At 44.7% G+C, this 23,242-nt stretch carries 23 protein-coding genes; 6 read left to right on the top strand and 17 right to left on the bottom strand.

The annotated features are described in order from the left end of the window. Window positions 1-50: 50 nt before the first annotated feature. Window positions 51-524: a nuclear transport factor 2 family protein gene (locus T426_RS0111355; protein ID WP_025864628.1), complete on the bottom strand. Its 474-nt coding sequence runs from the start codon at window positions 522-524 to the stop codon at window positions 51-53. A 212-nt stretch (window positions 525-736) separates the two neighbouring features. Here T426_RS0111355 and T426_RS0111350 point away from each other — a divergent pair, with 212 nt between their 5' ends. Beyond that, complete coding sequence (locus tag T426_RS0111350; RefSeq protein WP_025864629.1) at window positions 737-1,282, top strand: hypothetical protein; 546 nt, start codon at window positions 737-739, stop codon at window positions 1,280-1,282. A gap of 157 nt (window positions 1,283-1,439) precedes the next feature. Here the strand turns inward: T426_RS0111350 and T426_RS0111345 are convergent, their stop codons facing one another. From T426_RS0111345 to T426_RS0111315, 7 genes are all read right to left on the bottom strand, one after another. After that, window positions 1,440-2,741: a pyridoxal phosphate-dependent aminotransferase gene (locus tag T426_RS0111345; protein WP_027585716.1), complete on the bottom strand. Its 1,302-nt coding sequence runs from the start codon at window positions 2,739-2,741 to the stop codon at window positions 1,440-1,442. Window positions 2,742-2,866: 125 nt separating this feature from the next. Next, window positions 2,867-3,820 carry an alpha/beta hydrolase gene (locus tag T426_RS0111340; protein WP_027585715.1) on the bottom strand — a complete coding sequence of 318 codons (954 nt, stop codon included), beginning with the start codon at window positions 3,818-3,820 and terminating at the stop codon, window positions 2,867-2,869. Between the two features lie 9 nt (window positions 3,821-3,829). Continuing rightward, on the bottom strand, window positions 3,830-4,048 hold the full coding sequence (locus tag T426_RS0111335) for a hypothetical protein (RefSeq protein ID WP_036984535.1): 219 nt from the start codon (window positions 4,046-4,048) through the stop codon (window positions 3,830-3,832). Window positions 4,049-4,088: 40 nt separating this feature from the next. Next, on the bottom strand, window positions 4,089-4,691 hold the full coding sequence (locus tag T426_RS0111330) for a YIP1 family protein (protein WP_025864631.1): 603 nt from the start codon (window positions 4,689-4,691) through the stop codon (window positions 4,089-4,091). After that, window positions 4,688-4,969 carry a DUF2089 family protein gene (locus tag T426_RS0111325; protein WP_025864632.1) on the bottom strand — a complete coding sequence of 94 codons (282 nt, stop codon included), beginning with the start codon at window positions 4,967-4,969 and terminating at the stop codon, window positions 4,688-4,690. The genes T426_RS0111330 and T426_RS0111325 overlap by 4 nt, the downstream gene beginning before the upstream one ends. Window positions 4,970-5,297: 328 nt before the next feature. Continuing rightward, the gene (locus tag T426_RS0111320; protein WP_036984536.1) at window positions 5,298-5,993 is read right to left on the bottom strand and encodes a type 1 glutamine amidotransferase; all 696 of its coding nucleotides are present in this window, start codon (window positions 5,991-5,993) and stop codon (window positions 5,298-5,300) included. A gap of 156 nt (window positions 5,994-6,149) precedes the next feature. Beyond that, window positions 6,150-6,569 carry a DsrE family protein gene (locus T426_RS0111315; RefSeq protein WP_159103327.1) on the bottom strand — a complete coding sequence of 140 codons (420 nt, stop codon included), beginning with the start codon at window positions 6,567-6,569 and terminating at the stop codon, window positions 6,150-6,152. A gap of 37 nt (window positions 6,570-6,606) precedes the next feature. On the opposite strand from T426_RS0111315, the gene T426_RS0111310 reads away from it, so the two are divergent. The 3 genes from T426_RS0111310 to T426_RS0111300 all read left to right on the top strand — a co-directional run bounded on the left by T426_RS0111310 (window position 6,607) and on the right by T426_RS0111300 (window position 7,643). Next, the gene (locus T426_RS0111310) at window positions 6,607-6,849 is read left to right on the top strand and encodes a hypothetical protein (protein WP_025864635.1); all 243 of its coding nucleotides are present in this window, start codon (window positions 6,607-6,609) and stop codon (window positions 6,847-6,849) included. Between the two features lie 264 nt (window positions 6,850-7,113). Then, window positions 7,114-7,299 carry a hypothetical protein gene (locus tag T426_RS0111305; protein WP_025864636.1) on the top strand — a complete coding sequence of 62 codons (186 nt, stop codon included), beginning with the start codon at window positions 7,114-7,116 and terminating at the stop codon, window positions 7,297-7,299. Between the two features lie 152 nt (window positions 7,300-7,451). Beyond that, window positions 7,452-7,643, top strand: a complete 192-nt coding sequence (locus T426_RS0111300; RefSeq protein WP_025864637.1) for a cold-shock protein — start codon at window positions 7,452-7,454, stop codon at window positions 7,641-7,643. Window positions 7,644-7,725: 82 nt separating this feature from the next. Here the strand turns inward: T426_RS0111300 and T426_RS0111295 are convergent, their stop codons facing one another. The 4 genes from T426_RS0111295 to T426_RS0111275 all read right to left on the bottom strand — a co-directional run bounded on the left by T426_RS0111295 (window position 7,726) and on the right by T426_RS0111275 (window position 14,132). Further along, entirely contained in the window at window positions 7,726-9,990 is a 2,265-nt protein-coding gene (locus T426_RS0111295) for a GH92 family glycosyl hydrolase (RefSeq protein ID WP_025864638.1), read from the bottom strand. Between the two features lie 148 nt (window positions 9,991-10,138). Beyond that, window positions 10,139-10,492, bottom strand: coding sequence for a DUF6713 family protein (locus T426_RS23485; protein WP_025864639.1), 354 nt, complete (start codon window positions 10,490-10,492; stop codon window positions 10,139-10,141). Window positions 10,493-10,705: 213 nt separating this feature from the next. Beyond that, window positions 10,706-13,075 carry a TonB-dependent receptor gene (locus tag T426_RS0111285; protein ID WP_159103328.1) on the bottom strand — a complete coding sequence of 790 codons (2,370 nt, stop codon included), beginning with the start codon at window positions 13,073-13,075 and terminating at the stop codon, window positions 10,706-10,708. A gap of 181 nt (window positions 13,076-13,256) precedes the next feature. Beyond that, the gene (locus tag T426_RS0111275) at window positions 13,257-14,132 is read right to left on the bottom strand and encodes a LytR/AlgR family response regulator transcription factor (RefSeq protein ID WP_025864641.1); all 876 of its coding nucleotides are present in this window, start codon (window positions 14,130-14,132) and stop codon (window positions 13,257-13,259) included. Between the two features lie 264 nt (window positions 14,133-14,396). Between T426_RS0111275 and T426_RS0111270 the strand changes: the two genes are divergently transcribed. Continuing rightward, window positions 14,397-17,168: a phosphoenolpyruvate carboxylase gene (locus T426_RS0111270; RefSeq protein ID WP_025864642.1), complete on the top strand. Its 2,772-nt coding sequence runs from the start codon at window positions 14,397-14,399 to the stop codon at window positions 17,166-17,168. An 88-nt stretch (window positions 17,169-17,256) separates the two neighbouring features. On the opposite strand, the gene T426_RS23480 is transcribed toward T426_RS0111270, so the two are convergent. The 4 genes from T426_RS23480 to T426_RS0111250 form a co-directional block, all read right to left on the bottom strand. Beyond that, complete coding sequence (locus tag T426_RS23480; RefSeq protein ID WP_051538877.1) at window positions 17,257-18,099, bottom strand: class I SAM-dependent methyltransferase; 843 nt, start codon at window positions 18,097-18,099, stop codon at window positions 17,257-17,259. 282 nt (window positions 18,100-18,381) lie between these two features. Next, entirely contained in the window at window positions 18,382-19,227 is an 846-nt protein-coding gene (locus T426_RS0111260; RefSeq protein ID WP_025864644.1) for an alpha/beta hydrolase, read from the bottom strand. Between the two features lie 252 nt (window positions 19,228-19,479). Continuing rightward, window positions 19,480-19,914 carry a hypothetical protein gene (locus T426_RS0111255; protein WP_025864645.1) on the bottom strand — a complete coding sequence of 145 codons (435 nt, stop codon included), beginning with the start codon at window positions 19,912-19,914 and terminating at the stop codon, window positions 19,480-19,482. Window positions 19,915-20,119: 205 nt separating this feature from the next. Then, window positions 20,120-20,752: an NAD(P)H-dependent oxidoreductase gene (locus tag T426_RS0111250; protein WP_025864646.1), complete on the bottom strand. Its 633-nt coding sequence runs from the start codon at window positions 20,750-20,752 to the stop codon at window positions 20,120-20,122. Between the two features lie 123 nt (window positions 20,753-20,875). Between T426_RS0111250 and T426_RS0111245 the strand changes: the two genes are divergently transcribed. Further along, window positions 20,876-21,256: a winged helix-turn-helix transcriptional regulator gene (locus T426_RS0111245; protein ID WP_199898591.1), complete on the top strand. Its 381-nt coding sequence runs from the start codon at window positions 20,876-20,878 to the stop codon at window positions 21,254-21,256. A gap of 33 nt (window positions 21,257-21,289) precedes the next feature. Here the strand turns inward: T426_RS0111245 and T426_RS0111240 are convergent, their stop codons facing one another. Then, a complete protein-coding gene (locus T426_RS0111240; RefSeq protein ID WP_025864648.1) occupies window positions 21,290-23,236 on the bottom strand; it encodes a 4Fe-4S binding protein in 1,947 nt (648 codons plus the stop codon). Window positions 23,237-23,242 lie beyond the last annotated feature (6 nt).

Genomic DNA, 23,242 nt, shown 5'->3' with positions numbered 1-23,242 from the left:
CTTTCATATGAGAACTATCCTATAGAAGAATGCGGCTAATATTACTTTCTTTACCGTCCGCGTGACTGATGCGACTGAATGACTTTCCACTCACCATTTATTTTTTCATACACAAACGACCAGTAGAAGTCTCCCGTGAATTCGCGGCCATCGTAGAGGTTAACCTGTGAGGTTCCGGAGGCGGTCAACAGCGCCACTTGCTCGTTAAGCACGGTTATCTTCTTATCCTTCAGCACCAGTTTTTGTTTGCTGACACCCTGTGCGCTCAGCTTTACCGCTGAAATCAAGGTAGCATAATCGGCATAGTAATTTCCGTTTACCAGGAAGCCTGCTTTGTGGTAATCATCCACTCCCTGGTTCAAGGCATTGTAGTCGAGCTTTTCTGCCAAAGCAACCATTTTCTGAAAAGTGGCATCAATCTCATATTCGATGGAAGTAATTAAATCGGGCGATAAGGGCTGGCTGTGGGCTTGAAAGTTAAAACCCAGGATGGCCAGAATGAAAATGACCACTGTTTTTTTCATGGTAATTGAGTTTGGTTAGGTTAAAGGTAATAAAAACCAATGGTCAAATGCATGTTGCCGGACGGCCGGTCGCCAATCGCTGCTATGCAGACTTTCGTTGGATAATGATATTTTTTATCTGAAAATGATTAAGTTTATACGTCTCGAATATAGACTGACTGCTTGACAAACACTATCGTCGACGAATTAGACACATTAAACATACAAATGCTATGAAGAAAATACTATTGATTTTGACCGTGGCGATGATGGTCGGGTGTACTTCTAATCGTTACTTACTCTCCGACAGCAACGCAAACAGTAAATACCTGGTAAATCGTATCAGCGAGTTGAAAAAAGAAGGGAAGATTACGGGCAAGCCACTGCTGATGGTAGATGATTCGGTGATAAGCCCGGAAAGCTTAAAGACCAATCGACTTCCGTTCAGTAGTACCGACATTGCGCAAATTGATTTTCTGCCAAAGAATAGTGAAAAGGCTATGAATATCTACGGAGAAAGAGGAAAAAATGGTGTTGTTACCATATTGACGAAAAAATACCAGGCATATCTTCAGACAAAAGCGATTCAGCCACAACCTGAAGGCAAGATTTTGTACCTGGTCGACGGTCTGAAAATGACACTGGACAATGTGAAGAAGATTGATAAAAACAGCATCGAATCCATTAATGTGCTAAACGATAAAAATAGCATCAAGAAATATGTGTCCGGTGATTACAGTCAGGCGGTATTGATTAAGCTTAAAAAAGGCATAAACTAATAAAAATATTGATTCCAAATCATTGGAATGAAGCCCTTCCGCATTTCCGGAAGGGCTTCTTATTTGTTGGCGCTCTCCGGGATAAAGACCTGTGCGACATCAACAATAGCAACCGCTTCCCAACCTGAAACCTGAAATCATATAACCTGAAATGACTTTATAGTTGGTCCAGCCACTCTTCCAACAGGTCAACCGCTTTCATCATTTTGCTGCAATATAAGCGGAGGAAAGCTTCATCCAGTTTCTTGTCGCGGTATTCAATCATCGCTTTATTGAGCACCAGCTCACCGTCAAAATCAACGTACGCCATCCGGCAGGTAAGCTCTTCGGTTTGCCGCCCAAAATCGATTCCCGGCAGGATAGCGATTCCCGTTTCCTGCAGCAGGGCTTCGCATAGCTCAAAAGAGGTGAGAATTCCCTTTGCTGCCAGTTTTTCACGGTAGTAATTGAAATTGGGAAACAGGTAAAAAGCCCCTTTTGGCGATGGCATGGTAATGTGTTTGACTTTTAGCCGGTCGGCCATGTAATTACCCAGGGTCTTCAGAATCCTTCGTGAGTGATGGAGGTATTCATCAATTTCCGGATGGTCCTGAAAAGCGGTAATCGCTGCGTATTGTATCGGTGCGCTTGTGGAGGTGAATGTTTCGCTGGCGACAATGGCCATGGCGTCCTGCAACCAACGCAGATTCTCGGGAAAGGTAAAGGTTCCCAGGCGCCATCCACCGGCACCGGCCCATTTGCTCAGTCCGCTGCTGAGAATGGTGCCTTCGGGATAGAATTGCGCAATGGAAACATGGTTGCCGGAATGGTCGAGCAAACCGTAGATTTCGTCCGATACCAGGATGATGTTGTATTTGCGGGCTACTTCTGCCAGTTTTTTCAATCGCGGCACCGGATACGTCGATCCGGTGGGATTGGAGGGGTAATTCAGAATAACGACCCTCGGACGGTCCGGATCGTTGCGGCAAATCAGGTCGAGCTTTTCGGGGCTTAACCGCCAGTCATTTTCTTCATCAGTCGGAACCCAGGTTACATGACGGCCTACAATCCGTGCCTGCGGTGAATAGGAGACCCAGCTGGGAGTTGGGATAATTAGTTCGCCGTAGTAAACTAATTGCAGGATGAAAATCAATTCTTTTGAACCTGGTCCAACAATGATATCCTCGGGTGAGCATTCAATTCCCTGATGACGGAAATTGAATGCTGCCACCGCTTCCCGTAAAGGCATTAATCCCCTAACGGGAAGGTAATCCTTTTGGTGTGCATTCCGCCGCAAGGCTTCCTGAACTCTTTCGGGAACCGGGAAAGGCGATTGCCCTAATCCCAGCTTATAAACGGTGGAGCCCTGTTTGATGAGTTCGTTACTGCGCTCGTTGATGAGCAGGGTGGCGGATTGATTTAGTCCCCGGACATTAAGGTTCAGGTTGACGAAATGATTGCTTTTGCGGACACCGGACATAACTGTTGGTTTTTTAATTCTTTTTGGCAATGAAACCAAACAGTTAAGTTACAATGCTTCGGGCAAAATTGCACACGAAGAAGCAATGAATTCGGAAAGCCGGAAAAACGAATGGGCAATACTCGTCAGTGCTTGATGAATTGCACAAGGTTGTTCATCAAACCTGCTTTCAACGGGAAATCCGGATTCCCATAGGTAGCCAGATTATGTTGCTGGTTGTTGTCCGATGCTTTCATGACGTGGTTCATGTTGTCAATGACTACTAATTTGGCATCGGGTTTGGCGGCTTTTAATATCCGGGCATCGCTCACCGGAACTTGCAGGTCGGTGGTTCCCTGAAGAATCAGCACAGGAATTTTCAATTTAGCAATCTCTTTGGCCGGATTGTATTTCATGTGGGAAATCATGTATGGCTGAACTGAGGGCCGGAAAAGGGCATACAGGGTATGCGGAACATTGTCAACAGTTTTGCCCGCTTTTAAGCTATCGAGAATATTATCTGATTCGCTGAGCAGCTGTGGCGGCAATTTGTTGGACAGTTGTTCGCGCAGAATTTCGTCCATTGGGCGGCCAGCTCCCGAAACAGAGATGTAACCGGCTACTTTGTCTTTTTCTGCGGCCAGCATGCCAATCAACGAACCTTCGCTATGTCCGAGTAAATAAATCTTCGAGAAACGCTTGTCCGCTTTCAGTTTTGTTATCCAATCAACCACATCCTGCACATAGGTGTCGAAACGGATAGCACTTTCGTCCCTCATGGCGGCTTTACTTTCGCTGATTCCCCGTTTGTCGTAACGTAACGAGGCGATATCATTTTGCGCCAATCCTTCGGCCAGCATTTTGTATGCATCGGTATGAAGGCCTATTGTTGAGTTGCCATTCCGATCGGTAGGGCCGGAGCCCGCAATGATGATAACGACCGGCATGGGGTTTTCCTGTTGGGGGACGGTCACGGTTCCGACAATATTCCCGGTGGATGTTTTTAGTATCATATCCGATTCGGAATTGTTCGTGTTGCCTTGCGCAGAAGAAACCGCATAAGCAAAGATTAGAATAGTCAGCAATAGTAATGTTTTCATAGCGTTTGATTATTTCAGATAGCTTGCGGCTACCATGATGAGGACGATGGCGACAATGATGACATATGCGTACGGACTGGCAAAGTTAAAAGTGTATCCTCTTGCGGGATTGTACTTGGGAACAATTAACCTCGGGTCTTTGTGATTCACATAAAAGGGACCGTGCCAGTTGGTCGGGTCCTTGCTCATGGTGTTGAGGTATTCATCTTCTCGTTTTTTCTTTTTCATGATAATATATGTTTTAGAGGCTAATGGTTTGCATCTTGTGTTATCCGGTGATTAGGCTGAGATAATATCTCGAAAGAAATAAGGTTGCTACTATCGAAATAATGAAAGCAGTAATAAAAAGCGCGACGGCTTTTCCTCCTTTCACATTCGCGGAAATCCGGAATGCATTGTACATGAGGATAATTGTCCAAATGGAAAGCAGCAGGGATACGATCATTAGTGATACAGCCAAAACGACATCGGTGGAAGTCAAATTTACGGGCTCTCCCTGGTGGAACCGGGTGTACAAGATGTACTGGCCAAACTTGTGCATGGCACCAAAAAATCCGGTGAAGGCAGCCAGAAAGTATGGAACGCGCGCTAATGCCTGGGTTCCGAAGATATCGATTATCCGCACTGAGCTTGACGAGAAAATAAGCGCCAGCATATACAACACAATCGAAATGACCAGCCAGTTGGTGAAAACCTGCGCAACGAAATACCATAGCGGAAATGCAGGGGAGAGTTTAATGGAAATAAGGTCCGGAAAATGAGTATGACTGAAATATCCTGTGATGGCCGTGAGTAACAGCACCAGAATTCCGGCTACCAGCGATTTAACTCCGGCAATGTATCGAAACGGATTGAACAGGTAGGTTATCATTGTGGTGTGTGTTGAAGTTTTTCAATCTTGCCAATCAGGTCATCCAGCATATTGCGTACCGTCGGGTAACTCAGCTTCAGTTTTTCGGCCATAATCTTCAGGCTCCCACTGGCTTTCACAAAGTTCAGAATAAAGTCCTGTTCTTTGCGGCTTAGTTTCAATAACAACGGCAGTTCAAACAAACCACTGATGGTCGTAGAACAGGATTCGCAGTGTAAACTGTTTACTTTCAATTCCGAATCACAACTCGGACAAACGATAGGCAACTTCCTTTCCATTTATTGAACTATTTTCAATAAATGTAGTAATAAAATAAATAAAATTAAATATTGGATTAATTATATTTATTGATGACTTAATGATATTGATTGAAATGAAAAAACCTGACTGAGAATTTCAGTCAGGTTTGGAAAGTTGAAACTGATTCTTATTTTTCTTACTTCCTTTTACTTTCCATATGAGAAACAGCAATTTGGATAGCAGTTCTTTCTTATAAATTATTTATGTAAGCACTCAATTTTTGTAGATAATTACACTGAAGGTGATTTTCATATATTATAAGACTTGTTTAGTTAGTATATCATTTATTCAAAGAAAGTAGCTCAACTAGTTGAGCAGCCTATCAAGTATTCTGAACATCATTTCGTTGTTTTGAGGGATGAGGTGTTGGTGAGTTATAATTTCTTCTTCGCTTTGGATATATTTCCCGTTTGTCAATTCATCTTGGCCGTGTTTCAACATCTCTTTCAGACTTTCCGGTGTAACTTCAAAATGAAATTGTAATCCCAGAACGTTATCACGGATGAATCCCTGGTTTTTACATCCTTCCGATTGAAAAAGGTGATGGGCACCGGCAGGCAGTTCGAAAGTATCGCCATGCCAGTGAAAAACGGGAAAAGTTGCATCGAAACCATCCAATAATTTGCATTGACGACCTTCTTCGGTTAATGAAATGTCGAACCAGCCAATTTCCTTTTCCTGGTTAGGATGAACTTTGGTGCCCATGGCATTTGCTATCAGCTGAGAGCCCAGGCAAATGCCTAAAACTGTTTTATTCGCTTCGATAGCCTGCCGGATGAATTGTCTCTCTTCGGTTAACCACGGATATTTCTCGTCATCATAAATGCCCATTGGGCCTCCCATGATGATGAGCATATCGAAATCAGAAACAGGAGGAAGTTCGTCGTTCGCGAAAAAACGAGTGACGGTTAGCGTATGTTGGTTTTGGGTTACCCATTGTCCGATGCATCCCAGTCCTTCGAACGGTACGTGCTGTAAGTAGTGAATGCGAATTGGTTTCATATTATATTGAGCTTTAATCGCATAATTGGTATAAACAGAATTTAAAGATAACAGAAATCGACAGACACGTTTATCTGTTGTCTGTAAACTTCTGCTAAAAGAAGACCCGAGACGTTGCTCCCGGGTTCTGGTGGTTGTTATTTAATTTTAGGGTATTTATAACTCGATGGTGTGATAACCTTCTTTCTGCAGTTCGAACATGCGCACCAGCCCATTGGGAACGACCACAACACCTTTGATTAGTTTGGCAGGTGTAATTTGGGCTTTCTTTAGCGAGATGTTACAGGCTTTGAATGATATGCCAAGTCTCAACCCTTTTTCGATTTCCGGTTGTTGCTCGTTGTTCTTCAGTAATGCCTGAACAGCTTTACCGCAAACTACCACTTCGAAATGTTGCGCACTGAATTTGGGATTGTTAAACAACTCTTTTGCGGTCATCACAGCCACTTTTATGTGCTTGGGATTGCTGACCAGCAGGGCATAGTTATCTGAATTTGCATTGTTAATGGTTCCGGATGCAAAGGTTGCATTGGTCATCAATAGTAGCACGGCAACCAATGCGGATACGAACTTCATCTGTTTCATTTTGTTTTTGTTATCGTTGAAAGTATGTGTGATTTACAAAGAACGCTTGCGTAGGCAACGATTTATCTGCCGGAACGACTGGCAGAACAAGCATTTTCTTTCGGAAGCAATTGGTAAGTCAGTGAAGAAAGGAAAGCACAGTCATAACAAAGGCTCAGAAATATTGTTTGCTGGTCGATTATTTCATCATGGCTGGTTAATCAACTTTGTGAGTTGGAGCTTTATGCTGAAGAACGAAGGTCTGGCGAAAATAAACAATGCACTGGAATAAGTAGGTTGGCATAAAAGATTCTCTATTTATGAGAATTTTTTAGCTGATATTCACTGGCAAGTTGAGATGAATCAATGAATAACGTGACCCGGATGTCGTATTTCTCGGCTGATTTCTGTATATTTGCAGACTAAATCAACTGATGCGAAAAGCTTCCCATAACGGAACCTGCCTTCCGAAAGATCAGAATTCTATTACATCCCATCGGAAAGACCTTCATGATTTATCTCTTCAGGAATCTATTTATTTAAAAAAACAACAATAATGAGTACAGATTTTGACATCAACAAGTGGAACAGCATTCAAATGGATCTGAAAAGGAAATACCCTCAATTGACGAATGCCGATTTAATGTGGAGGCATGAGACAAAAGAGGACTTTTTCAAAATTCTGGCCGTGAAATTAAAACTCTCTCGCAGGGAGTTGGAGAAAATGATTGCTTCGCTTTGATGTGTCTTTCGGTTAAGGATTAACGGCCAGAGATTTATTGATAAGAACAGGTATTTGAACAATAACTGGAAAAATAAGTCCGCAGATTAATTTCAAAACAGGATTAGATTTCAATTATTAGCCGTAACTTAGACCGAATTAATTCAATTATCATGAACAAAGGAACAGTAAAATTTTTTAATGAATCAAAAGGTTTTGGCTTCATTAAAGACGAAAATTCATCAAAAGAATATTTCGTACATTCATCCGGATTAATCGACCAGATTCGTGAGGATGATGAAGTAACGTTTGAATTGCAGGAGGGCAAAAAAGGTTTAAATGCAGTCAATGTGAAACTAGCATAGTCTGGAAATAACAGACATTGAAAATTTTAAAGTCCCGCTTTTGGCGGGACTTTTTTTATGCTTTGTTGTCAGAATTTTCTGTCTATTCCGGATCGGAAAGGGACGGAGGTAAATGCTCTTTTCCAAAATCCGAAGGTTTCGGTCCCATCACGAACCGGAGTTTTCCGCCGTTCGCAATTTCGCTGTGGCGGAACCAGGCCCTGTTCAGTGGTTGGCCGTTCAATGTGGCCGACTGAATGTACCGGTTTGTCTCCGAAAGATTCGATGCAATTACTTCCAGCTGCTTTCCGCCTCCCAAATCGAGTACGGCCCGATGGAAATGTGGAGCAGTGATGAGATAGACATCCTGTCCGGCGTTGGGATAGAATCCTACAGTGTTGAATACCAGCCATGCTGACATCGATCCCGAATCGTCGTTACCCGGAATACCATCTTTTGCGGAGGTGTAGTGCTTTTGAATGATATCGCGAACGCGGTCGCTGCTTTTATACTGGTAACCGGCGTAAGTGTATAAGCACGGCGTAAAGAAGCTCGGCTCATTGTCTACCCGGTAGTTGGGGCCCGTAAAGAAGGTATCCAGCCTTTTCACGAACGTTTCCGGTCCGCCACAACTGTCAATCAATGCTCGTGCGTCTTGCGGCACATAGAAGGAATACTCCCATGAATCGGCCTCGTAAAAGAAGTTTCCCCAGCTGCCGGCTTTTGTTGTTGAGAAATCTTCGACCCACGAACCGTCCCGTCGCTTGGGCCAGATGAATCCGTTTACACCGCTATCAGTTACCTGGCTTCGCCACAGGTTGGCCCAGTTGGATGCCCGTTTCCGGTATTTTTCATAGTCTGCTTCTTTACCCATGCCTTTCGCTACCTGTGCGATGGCCCAATCGTTCGCTGAATATTCCACGGTGCGTGTTCCGGCCCGGTCGTACAACTTGGGTGTATGCAGTGTTGGCGATTTCTCTTTAGGTTCGTATTCCGCAGGTACGTAGTTCAGCTTGATGTATTCGTTAATGCCGCCTCGTCCGTCAGTTTGCTGGTTGCCTCCCGGCGGAATTTCTGCATCTTTTACCATCGCTTCGTATCCTGTTTGGTAGTCGATGCCTTTCAAGCCTTTCAGGAAAGCGTCGGCTACCACCATATCACAGTTGCTGCCGCCCTGGGTACGCCCGGTCTGGTTGCCGCTGCGCGAATCGGGCATGTAGCCTTCGTAACGGTATATGTCAATTAGTGAACGGACTATATCTCTTTCCCGGTCGGGTTGAATGAGCGTTAGCAGGGGATTCGTTGCCCGGAAGGTGTCCCAGATGGCGTAAAAATCGTCGTAATACGGTTCATCAGAGTGCCATTTCGGATTTTCCCCGGTCCGGTCGACCGGCATTAGCATGGCATGATACATGGCGGTATAGAACACTTTTTTCATATCATCCGAAGCGCCTTCAACATGAATTGTATTCAGTACTTTGTTCCATGTTTGAACAGCGTCCTGATGCACTTTATCAAAATCCCATCCCGGAACTTCGTGCTGCAGATTGGCCAATGCTTTTCCGCTGCTGATGAACGAAATGCCCACTTTTGCCTGGATGGCTTTTTTACTTCCATTGCCGAAGAAGAACCAGGCACCGGTTTTTTCGCCGCTATCGTATTCCGACGCTTTTTCGGGTGAGGCTACGTTTCCTTTCCATGTCCCGTATGATTTGGCTGGCGTATCGAAAACGGCGGAAAAGAATACGGTGTATTCGCCTCCTTTGTTCCAGCCACCTCTCACGCGCGTGTAACCTTGAATCAGTGTGTCGGAAACAATATTGATTTCCGAGCCAATCAGTTGTTGTGCTTCGCCACAACAGTGATGCTCACCCAGCATGCTCCCGGCATCGATTAGAATGCCCCGCTCTTTGTTGTCACCGAACGTGTACCGGTGGAAACCAACCCGACGGCTGACGGTCATTTCGGCCTTGATGTGGTAATCGGTCAGGTCGACGGCAAAGTAGCCCGGACTGGCCTGCTCATTGGCTGGTTGTGATTGAATTTCTTCTGGTTGAAACGGCCCGGTGAAAGGCATTACCAGCACATTTCCGTATTTAGGGCCTCCGCCGGTTCCGCTGACGTGAACATGGCTGAAACCATGAATCACCGCTCCGGGCACATAGCCGGAGTTGGAACTTTTGTCTGCGCAATCGGGGCCCAGTTTCACCATCCCGAAAGGAAGTGAAGCGCCTGGAAAAACATTACCGGCACCTTCAGTTCCGATGAATGGAACGACAAATGAAGTAAGTTGTTCTGTTGGTGGTTGTCCTTTTAAGGTCAGCACGATGCCGGCAAGAAGCATCGGGAGAAGCAAGATTTTTTTCATTACCTGTGGCTTTCTTGTTTATGATGTATTTTTGTCAATTGAAATAGTCAAAATGATGATTGGCCAAATAAATGAACGAGGGACTTGAAGCTTGGCAGGTTTTGATTTGAATTGGCCGTAAAGGTAACGAATGGAATGAAAATATTGTTTAGAAAAACAGGTACAGAAGACCGAAGACAGATGCTCCGGTGATCAATGACCATGTAAACCAATTTTTGAATTTGTTTTTATGGTTCTTCAAAAAGAGAATGTGGATGAGAAGGTGAGCGATGAAGAAAATGTCCAGTCCAATGATCAAGCCTTCCTTAGGTCGATTGCCCACGAGACTCAGGAATAGTAAGAAATACAACGGAATATGAGCCAACATGTATAGGAGGTAAGCTGTTTCATCTTTTAGAAGGGATAAGCCCGGAAGAATACTCCATTCCCGGCAACGGATGGCATCCATTTCGTGAACTAAAGTGAGAGAAAGAGCTGCATAAAAAAACAGATGATTTGCCATGTTGGTTAGTTATTTCTATTTAGCGGAAAATTACAACTTTATTCGTTCGAAATGAATTCATATTCATGCCAAGTTGTTGATGCGTTGGCTGTTCTGCTGTATTGTTTTCCAACTAAAGCACACAAAGTTGAATCAATAAATAAAGATGATTCCTTTGTGTGCGTAGCTATCACATGTCCAAATGTGAGCTTTTGTTTCAATTTTCCATTTTAATTAGAATCCTTTCTTCGGAATCCGGTCAAGTTTTTCTGTTTCCCGTTGAATGGTGTGTACTTTTTTGCCGGAACTAAACTGGTAGCGGATGGAAAACCAGATGGGAACCGAGGGAAGGATAACACTTCCTACAGAACGTTGATAGAAATTTGGTCCCTGGGTTTTCTCTCCGTGATAGGCGAACGAGCGTTTGAAGGGCAAACCGCTAACGATACCTAACTTAATCTTCTTTTTGATGGTTTTCTCAACCGAAACAAAGTAGAGAGCATCGGACATGTTACGAATTGTCTGGATATCGGTGGTGGGATGGTAATACTGCATCCGGAAAGCTGCAGTCCAGTCGTGTTTGAAGGATGCGATGGCTGACAACCCCATCTCATAGCTAAGTTCCTGTTTTGCTACGGTTTGATATTGCGTGGCAATAGCATTGGGGTGCGTCCAATTACTGAATACCTTCAGGTAGGGGTTGAATGCGAAGGTCTTGCCCAGCTTTAGTGCGCCGCTGATTTGTAGCCCGAGTTGTTCGATTTCTCCCGCGTTGTGAATGTTTGTTTCAAACAGATTCGAATCATTCACGAAAGTCAGTGAATTGATGACATGATTTGATTGGTTGTAAAACAGGCGGGTCGAAAGGAAATTATTCCCCAACCTCATCGAATAATCAAGGAAGAGGTCCTGGCTGAATTGCGGTTTCAACCAAGGGTTTCCACTCTGTAAACTATACGGATCGTTTTGTGACAGATATGGATTCAGCTGATAGATATTGGGGCGAAAAATGGAGCGCCGGTAAGAGATTTTGAGACTCTTTGTTTTTGAGAGTTGATAGTTCAATGAAGCTGAAGGCAACCACGCCCAGGAGTGACGCGTGAAGTGGTCGATGAAATCATTGGTCGAGTGTTCGGCACGCAAACCGGCGTTGAGTTGAACCTTATCTTTCGCGAAAGAAAACGAGCCGTATCCTGCCATAATGTTTTCGCGGTAGCGGAAGGAGTCAGATTGCCGGTCGGTCATCGATTTTAATAAACCTTTCATTCCGGTTTCCAGCTTAAAATATTCAGTAAGCGGAGTGGTGAAATCTGCTTTTATGCTGGCGTTCTGCTGCCGGGGCCTGACGATATTGGTTTGCTCTGAGGCACCACCTTCGGAAGATGAATCATAAGCGTAGGTTGTGGCGTTATGTGCTGTAAGGTAGTAATAGCTGGCATCAACAGTCAATTCCTGGTTGGGCTGATGGAACAAGTGTTTGTAAAAGAGTGAACCGAATAGCTTATGATTCCGGTCGTTGTCAGTTTTCTTTGCTTGCCAGTAACGGTCCTGTGTTTGGTTTATCTGCGACTGTAAGGTCATTGTGCCGTTGTGCTCACTGGAATAGGGGTTGTAAAAGGTGTAGAGGTTGATCTGGTTTTGTTTGTTCATGAAATAGTCGATGCCGAAATTAAACCGGTGCGACCAGTTGTTTTGCATTACGTCCTGCTGCGAGGTAATGGTAGTAGTTTGCTGAGGCTTACTAATTTCACGGTAATTGTTCTCAATAATTGGGAAATCACTGATTTGTCCACTATATGAAGTCTGAAAACTGAATTTCTTTCCTCCATAATTCAATCCATATCCCGGGAAGATATAGACGGCATTTTGGGACGTCGGTATTTCGCCGTGCACGTAACCATTAACACCGGTTTCCCTGTGCTTCAAAATGATGTTGATGACGCCGGAGAGGCTGGCATCATACTTCGAGCCGGGCATGGTGGTTACTTCTACTTTATCAATCTGGCTGGCATCGAGCTGCCGGATGAATCCGGTATCGCGCTCTTTGCCGTCGACAAGCAACAGAATGTTCTGGTTTCCTTCAAGCGAAAGATTTTGACTAAAATCGAGTTGTACGCCCGGAATATATTTCAGCACATCAAGGCCGGTGTTCGATGCATCTTCCAACTTCTTGTTGATGAAATACGTTGTTTTATCCGGTTCTGCTTTGGCCCTGATGCGTTCGCCGGTTACTACCGCTTCTCCTAATTTGACAGACGTTGCCTGTAATAAAATGGTACCCGCGTGATAATTTTCCTGGTTGGTTAGATCAATCTTACGGCTTACGGTTTGATACCCCATAAAGCTAACGTGAAGGTTGTATTTGCCCGACGCTACTTTCGCGATCGCAAAATGCCCATCGGTTCCGCTGACTGTTCCGGTTATTAATGAAGAATCGTTCGCGTTATAAAGCGAAATGGTGGCATATGGAATGGACTGGTCACTTTTACCATCCTTAATCTGACCGGTGATGGAATGCGCCCAAAGGCTTTGGAAGGTCATTAACCCGATAAGCGTCGTGAAAAGAATCTTTGAGGTGTTTGCTAAGATGAAAAATCGTTTCATTGTTTCCTGAAAGTTTAAAATTTGCGTGATGTCTTTCATGCAAATTGAGGAAACTCCTTTTCACCTTCCAAAGAGTTGGGGTACACGGCAAGAATTTGTGACAAGTGGTTGGAAAGGCCTGTTAAATCAGCTGGAATGTGTGATGAGTGACAAAATTTTGTGACCAGTGGAAACGTTCGATTTAGTCTTTGAGCGGAAAAATCTCATCGAATTTGGCCACATTTTGACGCGAAACCGGTATTTCGGTAGAAAGACCTTTCAAGCTTAAACGATAGCCCGAGGTATTTCCCTCTTTTCTGGATATCTTTTTCAGATTAACAATGAATGAGCGGTGGGTGCGGAAAAAATGATCTTGGCCGAAAAGCTGGTTTTCTACCTGGCTAATGGAGTTGCGAATAATCTTCTTCCGTACTTCGTTTTCTTCTTTCAGATAAAATACCACATAGTTGCCGTCCGATTCGGCATACAGGAACTGGCTGGGATAAAATTTCAGGGTTTCCTTTTTCAACTTCGATTCGATTTGAATCATCTCTTCCGCAACGTCAATTGGGATGTCATCTGTTAGCGAAGCGGAAACACTTCGATTGCTGCCGAGATGAGCTTTGTGCGAAACGTTGATAACTAAAGAGAACAGAAAAGGAAGGCTCCCGATTAAATAAGCATTCGTCTCGGAGCCGATGAGATTGTGAAATGTCCACTGGGGATTTTGAGGATCGATGAAAAAGGCACTGAAGTAGAGTCCTAAACCGATTCCAAAAAGAATGATGAAAATGGCCAGAATTTCTTTTATAAGTGTCCACTCTTCCTCTGAATGAAAATAGGGAATTATTTTCAGTAAGTGAGTAGACAAGTAAACTGTAAAACCTCCAACAAAACAATATAATCCCATCAGTTGAGGGTAGGTGTAAATCTGGTTACCATGGAAATTAAGCGGATCGTACAGCATGGTAAACAGGAATGAAAAGAATGTAAGGATGATGGCCCCTCTGAAAGGATATTTAATGAGGTAGTTCTGCGGAAATCTTCCGGTAATCCAATGGTAAAATCGACTTTTCATTCAAAATTAATTGCTCGTCATTAATGATGGCAAATAGCACGGTTCTGATGGTCAAATGTACCCATTTATATGTTTTGTTGAAAATGGCACTTTCGTTTATACAGGTGAATACGAATCTTCTGATATCGCTGGTTAGATGATAGAACGTAACGGATTACTGCGATTTGCCAACATTATTCCACCGTTATTCATTTTCCAATTTCAAATCATTTTGAACTGTTCATAATTTCGGATGTTTAGTTCCTTAGATAAATTGCGATGACTATGAAAACTGTATTCACCGAAGTAAGGAACGCGCTGGGAAGGCCGTATGACGATTTGGATTTTTTGTTGACTTGCTTTCGCGAAGTGCTAGAAGAGAGCGGTAAGCAGGCTATTGTTCCTTACATTCCCTGGATTAGTTCCGATGAACAACCTCCCGAAGAAGTACTACTGAGTAATGACTACATTCACATGCTTTCGATGAGTTTCCAGCTGGTGAACCTGGTGGAAGTGAATGGTGCCGTGCAAAGCCGGCGTGCGAAGGAGGACGGGGACATGAGTTCTGTAAACGGACTTTGGTCGGCGAACTTCAAATTGCTTAAAGAAAAAGGTATCACGGAAGATCAAATTTTGGAAGTTTTGCCAGATGTGTTGGTCGAGCCCGTTCTGACGGCGCATCCTACAGAGGCCAAACGAACGGTGGTGCTGCAGGAATACCGAAGACTTTACCTGTTACTGGTTCGCCGCGAGAACAAGATGTATACCCACATCGAGCGGGAAGACATTCGCGATGAGATCAAACAAATCCTGCACCGGCTTTGGAACATTGACGAGATATACATCGAAAAGCCCCGGCTGGAGTCGGAGCTCGACAATATTCTGCACTACCTCACCAACGTTTTTCCCGACGTGGTGGTTTTCCTCGATAAACGGTTACGACAGGCCTGGCGAGAATCGGGGTTTGATGTTGCCAAATTGAATAACACAGATTTATTCCCGGGATTGTCGTTCGGAAACTGGGTTGGGGGCGATCGTGATGGTCATCCATTGGTAACGCCCGACATTACCCGTATGACACTTAACAAACTTCGCATTCATGCTTTTGTGATTGTGAAGAAGGAGCTATTAGCACTGGCGCAAAAGCTGAGTATTTATATCAGCTTGCACGGAGCAGGAGAGGAGTTTGCTACCCGGTTGGGACAACTGGTATCTGAGTTGGGTACTTCGGGTGAAAAGGTATTGAAAGAGAACCAGAACGAGATTTTCAAGGCGTATGTGATGCTGTTGCTTCACAAGTTGCCCATTGATGTGACGCAGGAGCACAACTTATCGCTGGAGGACGCGGAAAACCGTTATCGTCATTCTGAACAGTTAGTAGCCGATTTGAATATACTGTCGCAAGAGTTGGAAAATTATGGGATTCCGGAAGTGGCTCACGTCGATGTTGGCCGTTGCAAACGACTGCTGACGATTTTTGGTTTTCACCTGGCACAGCTCGATATTCGGCAGAACAGCCAGTTTCACGAGAAAGCGCTGGAACAGTTGGTTGCTGCATCGTTGGGAGCGAATACAGAGAGCCTGGCTCTTTCATCGCAGACGGAGAAACGTAAATTTCTGGATGCGGAGCTGAAGATGAACCGTCCGTTTCTGCTGGAGCATGCCGGAACCGGCAGCGAAGCCCGCAATGTCATCGAGACGCTTCAGGTGGTGCAGAATCACATCAGCCGGTACAGCCGACGTTCCATCGGGAAGCTCATCATTAGTATGACACGCAATGCCGAGGACCTGTTGACCGTATATCTGTTTATGCGGGAAGCAGGCCTCACGATACAATACAACAATGCCCTGGCGGCCAAGCTGCCCGTGGTACCGCTCTTTGAAACTATTGAAGATTTAAAAGACAGCCCACAAATTCTGGATGATTACCTAAGTCATCCAGTAGTGAAGAATAGTCTGGAGTTGCAGCGGGAAAGGACCAAAGCTAAAGTCCTTTATCAGGATGTGATGGTCGGGTACAGCGACAGCAACAAGGACGGCGGTATTCTGGCCAGTTCATGGTTTCTGAACGAAGCACAGCGCGACCTCACGGAAGTAGGGAAGAAGCACGGTGTCATTGTCCGGTTCTTCCACGGAAAGGGAGGAAGTATCAGCCGTGGTTCAGGGCCGTTACACTGGTTCATTAAAACACTTCCGCATGGTTCGGTGAACGGGCAATTCCGGGTAACAGAACAGGGCGAAACCATCGAGCGGAAATATGCCAACCTGGTGAACGCGGCTTATAACCTCGAGTTGATGCTGGCCAGCGTCACCGCGCAAACAGCATTGCATAAGTTTCTGCCTTCCGGGAATGGCGATGTAGCCGGGTTGTTTGGCAAGCTGGGAGAGCGGGGAAAGTACTACTACCATGAATTGATTTCGGACCCAGATTTCATTCAATTCTTTTCACAGGCTACGCCCATTGACGTGATCGAGTCGAGTAAAATTGGCTCGCGCCCGGCCCGCCGCACGGGTAAACGTTCCATCGAAGATTTGCGGGCCATCCCTTGGGTATTTAGCTGGGCGCAGTCGCGGTTCAATATAACCAGCTGGTATGGCGTGGGCTCTACCTTGAAGGAAATGCAGACCGGCGATACGCAGGAGTACGCAAAGCTTCGCGAGCTGGTGAAATACGACCCGTTTGTACGCTATGTGATCACCAACCTCGATTCGAGTCTGGCCGCTACCGACGAGCACATCATGGCGAAGTATGCCTCGTTAGTGGAAGATGCCAATGTTCGGGAACGGATGATGGCCAAAATGGTGACCGAGCTGGAACTAACCCGAAATATGTTGGCCGATTTGTTGAAAATACCCATTCACGAACGTCGAAAGAACCACTATTATTCTACCATGCTGCGGGCCGAAGCATTAGCTCATTTGCACGAAGCGCAGATTGAACTGCTCAGCAAATGGAGGGCTGCCAAAAAGGACAATCTTCCGGATGAAGACCAGTACCTGTTTGCGCTCCTGCAATGTGTGAACGCCATTGCCAATGCGCTGGGAACTACAGGATAATGAATTTGAGATCGTAAAGTTTTTAAGAAAATAAAAAGGCAGCCTAATCAGGCTGCCTTTATTGTTACGATAAAATGTATTCAATTGCTTAAGCCTTCATTGCCTGACAAAAGGCAACATTCTGTCCGCTCCAGGGATCATCGCCGGGCAGCACATCTTCGTGAAAGCTGATGGATTGAAAGTCATGCTTGCTCAGCATTCCGGTCAGATCTTCGTGGGAGAACAGGTGTGTCCAGAAACGGTAAACAACGCTTTTATCCTGCTCGTCGACAATAGTATGCTGATAGAGAATCACCTTTTCTTCCGGATAGAGAAATGATTCAGAAAGAGCAAGGTAGGGATCCGGTTGCCAGAATCCTCCGGCAGATGCTTCCCACGTTTTAGGCGTGGTTTTCTTTTCCGGTTCGTTGTCGTTCAGTGCATCGAAGATAAACTTAGCTCCGGGCTTCAACACTGTATAAACCAGGTTGAGGAGTTTTTCCCGTTTTTCCGGAAGTAGTACACCAAAGTCGGTGTAAATCAGGATAACCAAATCAAATTGGTTGGCCTCCAGTTTCAGCGATGTATAATCAGCCTGCAGGTAGGTAATGTCGAGGTGTTTGCGTTGCGCTTCTTCGCGGGCATACGCTATGGAATTTTCCGAAAAGTCGACTCCGGTCACCTTGTGGCCTTTGTGGGCCAATTCTTCGGCGTACAATCCCGGACCGCATCCCAAATCCAGGATGTTCAGCGACTGTTTATCTGTTTGCTGCAGCATCCAGTCAACGGTTTGCTGAATCGTGGACTTTTTTCGGCTTCCCAGGTCGATTTCCTCGTTGAGGTGAATTTCTAATAATTGCTTTGAAATGTACGGGTCGGTCCACATCACGGCGGAACCTTTCTCATATAAAGCTGGCTTTTGAACTTTTGCCAGTATGTCTATGATTTTCATAGCTTTAAATTTAATGTGTGATGGTATATGCGCGAATATTCACACATGGCCTGAATAAATGATGAATAACGGAATTCGAAGGGCACGTGAAGTAAAGATAACATTCAAAAGGCTATTATCCGGCTCTTCTGTCTTCTCCCGGAAGGGAGTTGGGTGATATGATTATTTTGTTTTCAAAGCAATACGAAGGTAGGGAATATTGTTTGTTTTCACCAAAATGGAAATGACCTGTTCATTTTCAAGTTCCGGATATATTCGATGATATTCCTGAGACAGCCTTTTTTATTTCATCATTCGGAAGTATAGGATTAATCCATCCGTAAAGGTTTCTACGGCATTCGTAAAATGATCGTCATTCTCGTTTAACTGGTATTTCCAGATTAAATTGTCAGGCGCTTCTTTTTCCAGTTTTTCCTTGAATTGTTTTACCTCGGTGTACATGCCGCTCATGTAATCCTCACCTTCATTGCTCCCGAAAGTCAAATAGTAAAATACGTTTCCTTTTTTGGCTAAATCGGCGAAAGCATTTTCTTTTTCGATGTAATCTCGCATAAATTTGAGATTGGGACTGGAGGAGATGATACCATTGAATTGATTGTCGGAGCCCAGCAATAGATAGGTGCAGAAGATGCCGCCAAGTCCCGAGTGTGTCCATATGATTTTATCCTTTCCGCAATGATAGAGCGAATCGAGTAGCGGAAACAATTCCTTCCGGTAGAAATTGAGCACGTTGTCGGCATTGCCGCTTTCAGGATGAGAGCTTATCTTGGGAGCGTACTCCAAATGTTTGTTGTAGAAAGGAATTCCGACAATCACGCACTCAGGAATTTCACCTACGTCGGCCATCAATCGCATCAGCGGGGCAAAAGTGTCGAAAACAACTTCGCCTTCCAGTACGAGCACCAACGGGTAATCGGTTGCGTCGTTGAAGTTTTTCGGTAACCCGACGAAAATTTCCTTATCCTGGTTCAGCACATTTGAATGGACAACAAATTTCTCCCCGTTAACGGTGGTGTATTTTTCCATGTGTAGCGGCTCTGGTGATTGCGCATGCAGGCTGAGGCAGGAAATCAAAACAATGATAGATAACAGGACTTTTTGTTTCAGGGCCGGAAGTCTGGTTTTCATTTTTCGGCGAGATTAGTGTTTCTCTAATTTAATAAATTTATGCCGTTTATTGTGGTTAACTTTTTTTGATTTTTAGTGTTCCGGTTTGTGTGAGAGGCCTTGTTAGTATTGGAGAGAATGATCGAGGTGGAGGGAGAGATTTAGATAAAATAAAACCACAGATAACATGCACAATCAGAGAGTCTGTCCTCTCTATACAGCAGCGTTATCTGTGGTCAGTAGGAAAATCTTCAGCTGCGCTTGCCGAAGATTTTATTCCTCGTACATCTCCGGTGTAATGTCAATCCGGGTAATGAATACGCCGTACTTGTCCTTGTAGGTGTATGTCATGGTTATCTTGTTATCGCGAAAGCTCTTCATGTCCGGGTTGGTTTTCACGTTGTTCAGAATCATTGGTTTGATATAACTTTCCAGTCCGGATATGTTAATGGAGTCCTTCGCTAAATTTACCAACGTATAGTTGTATTGAAATATCTTCCCGGGCATCGCCACGGCATTATCGAGACGCGTTTCCTGGTCGACCATGATCGGGCACGACTGGTTGATTTGGCTGGCAGCCTGCATCATGGTCTTATCAAAAGTTGGCGCTTTGAAAAAGTATTGCTGAACCAATGCTGCAACCAGTACTGCAACTACAGCTCCTACTACGCTTGATATAATGCGTTTTCGATTGTTTGTATTTTCCATGATAATGAAAGTTTGGGTTAAAGGTTAATGTTCTTGAATAAACACTCGGCGATGAAAATACAAATTTTATGTTTTATTCACTGACTCACCTATTTTAATCTTTCATACAAAAAAACGGATGAAAAGCCGAAGCCTTCCATCCGTAGCATGAATAATTATCAAGTATTAACTTGTATAGTTGAAGTTATGTTGCGAGATAAACTGTTTAGTTCAACTCAATGAAAAAGTCCTCTTTCGGAGTGCGAACCTTTTTCATGTTCACCAGCCAGTCGTTCGTTTCATCGCGGTAGCCCAACGGCAGTACCAGCACACTGCGGAGACCTTTTTCTTTCAGATTCAATAATTCATCCATAGCTGCTGCGTCAAAACCTTCCATCGGAGTAGCATCTACTTTTTGCTCAGCAGCGGCAGCAATGGCCAGACCAAAGGCAATGTATGCCTGTTTAGCAGCGTGATGGAAGTGCCACTCTTCCGGCATTTGAGAGTACATGCCCCATAACCTCGCCCGGTAATCGTCCATGGCCGTTTCGGGTAAACCGCGCTCATCGGTGGTGCGTTTGAATACCTCTTTGATTTTCTCTTCGGTATAATTCTCCCAGGCGGCAAAAACCAATACATGAGAAGCATCGGTCAACTGACTTTGGTCCCAGGCAATGGGCCTCATCTTTTCTTTTAACTCTTTATTCGTGACGACAAGGACGGAGTAGGGTTGCAATCCGGAGGAAGACGGCGCCAGTTGAGCGGCTTCCAGTATATATTGCAGTTTCTCTTCGGGAACGGCTTTACCATTCATCTTCTTGGTGGCATAACGCCACTTCAAATTATCGATTAAGTTCATTGTGCTTTTTTTTAGACCAATTAAAAATAATGGCAAAAATACACTATGTTTGCTATCGAAAAGTAACTACTATACTAAAGTATACCGGTATACTTTAGTATAGTGTTAGTAAAATCAAAGGTTATGGCATGTGATGCATCTGTTTTGGCCGAAGTAAAAATGTGTTCGGGCAATTATGTAATGGCTGTGAACGATACGATGAATGTGATTAGTGGTAAGTGGAAATTACCGATTATTGGCTCCTTACTCTATGGTAAAAAGCGTTTTAAGGAACTGGAGCGGGATATTGAGAAAATTACGCCCCGTATGCTTTCGAAGGAATTAAAAGACCTGGAGATGAACAGCATTGTGTCGCGTACGGTACATAATACCATCCCGGTAACCGTGGAATATGAGTTGACCGAGTCGGGCCAGCGCTTCAAAGCTGTGCTGGACGTGATGGTGGAGTGGGGAATTGAACACCGTAGGAATGTGAAGAGTGAGATAATGGGCGTTAAATTGTGAATTGTGCTTTATTCCATCCGCTGTGACGGTCTTCTAATTTGTAAAGAAGAGCAACATTCCGACTGCCGTGACAATGACAAGCAGGCTGATGGGCAGAAGCAGGCGGAATAGCTGTTTGGTTGTGATGTCAGAATGGTTCCATGAGCGCCTGTAATTTCGTAAGCTCAGCCAGGCTCCGGACAGAATGAGTGCTGCCTGAATCCATGGAATAAATCGTGGAATGAATTGATGCCACGGTATATTGGCCGTTCCAAAGAAATCCCATCCCCAACCGAACGGGTCGGAAAATGACTGTTCGATGAACGTCACATTCACGAATAACATCGGCACCACAAAGGCAATCCAAATCATCAGGCCGAGCGGTAATAAGGCTCCGCTGGAAGCCATGAATATTTCCTTAACAGATAAGGAGCTACGGGATAGTTTCTTCGCGCCAAGCGAAAGAAGGTAAACCAACGCAGGTGTAACAACCAATGCCAGCATCCAGAGGATTATTGCATACAGTCCGAACAAATCCCAGTTTTGCTTATCGAGAATGTTAATGTAATCGCGGACGATGGGCCAGTGACCCAGATACAGGATGCTGTAAACAATTGAAATGGTATAGATGGCCAACGTCATCCAGGCTTCGCTCAGGTTGCGTGTTCCTAATTCCGACGCCAGGGGCCGTTTATAAATGGTGACATTATCATACAGGCAACTGCGGGTACATTCCATGCACAAACCACAATCCGGATTTTCGTCTATCTTTCCCACATTGATTCCATACGGACATGCCCAGCCTTTCGGACTTCCTTTCTCGCAGTAATGCGGTTTACAGGTATCACATCGTTCCTGCGATTTACTGCCCAGTACTACCGTACTCATCCGGGAAAACGGCCCGATGAAAACACTCACCGGACAGACATACCGACAGAATGCCCGAAGCTCCCATACAATTGACATTGCGGTAGGCACAAGCAATAGTCCAAGCAGTACGAGTCCGGAAACACGTGGTTTAGCTACCAGCGTAGTAGAAAAGGTGGCGAGGGCCAGAAAAACAAACAATTTTAGCCAGTTATTGTCAAGTTTCTTCGGCCATTTCAGGAAGAATCCGGAGAACTTATTATTGTAGCTTTTGGTACGTCCTTTCAACGGAGTGAAAAGTGTTTGTCGCTGAATGAGGTCACCGAAAAATGGCAACGGACATATGGTGCACCAGATTCGTCCCATGAAGGGCGTAAGAATGGCCACCAAAAGAAAAAGCCAAACGGCCCACATTAGCAGAACCCCCAGGTTCCGTCCTGACATTTGCGTCCCGAAAACAGAGGTGAGGATGACCACATAAATCATTATCATGGACAACAAAATGAGAGTGGCCTGTAACCATCGTGAGCGTGCCATCTTTTTCAGGAATGGAAAACGAAGGAACAGGTCATCTTTGGAGGTCGGTTTTGGTACTGACTCTTCAGTAGATTTCTTTCTTCCGAAAATGCCAAACAACCATAGCAGGATTATGCCGGCAAGACAACCGAGACTGAAAGCCAGTAGTGTATTTGGAAGGATGATGATCTTCCCTTGCTCGAATGCATGCATCGGTCCGCACCAGACGTGGCAGCGGTAGTTGCTTCGGGATACAATGTAATTATAGATGCCCGGATGTTTGGCTGTGAGAATGTATTCTTTCGTGACTAACTGTTTGTCGGTTGGATTGCTGGTTTTAAATACTTCTACTTCCTCGCGGGAGGGGCTCACTTTTATATCGATATCAAATTCCTCGAGAAAGAAGGAGTGAGCTGTATCGTCGGTAGAGAAGGTAAGGTGTAGCCGGTCTCCCCGGTTACAGCGAATAACGGACGGTTCTTTTCCGTAACGGAAACTGGTAATGTGGATGTATCGATCGACGGGAGCATGAGTGAAAAACTGGACAAGAATAGCTAGCATCAGGCCCGGCATCACAACGATCAGGAAATTTTCAAAAGTACGTTTAAGTTTATGCATTGGTTA

This window comes from Prolixibacter bellariivorans ATCC BAA-1284, assembly GCF_000621705.1.
GTDB classification, from domain to species: domain Bacteria; phylum Bacteroidota; class Bacteroidia; order Bacteroidales; family Prolixibacteraceae; genus Prolixibacter; species Prolixibacter bellariivorans.
This window is presented reverse-complemented; position numbering and strand designations above follow the sequence as displayed.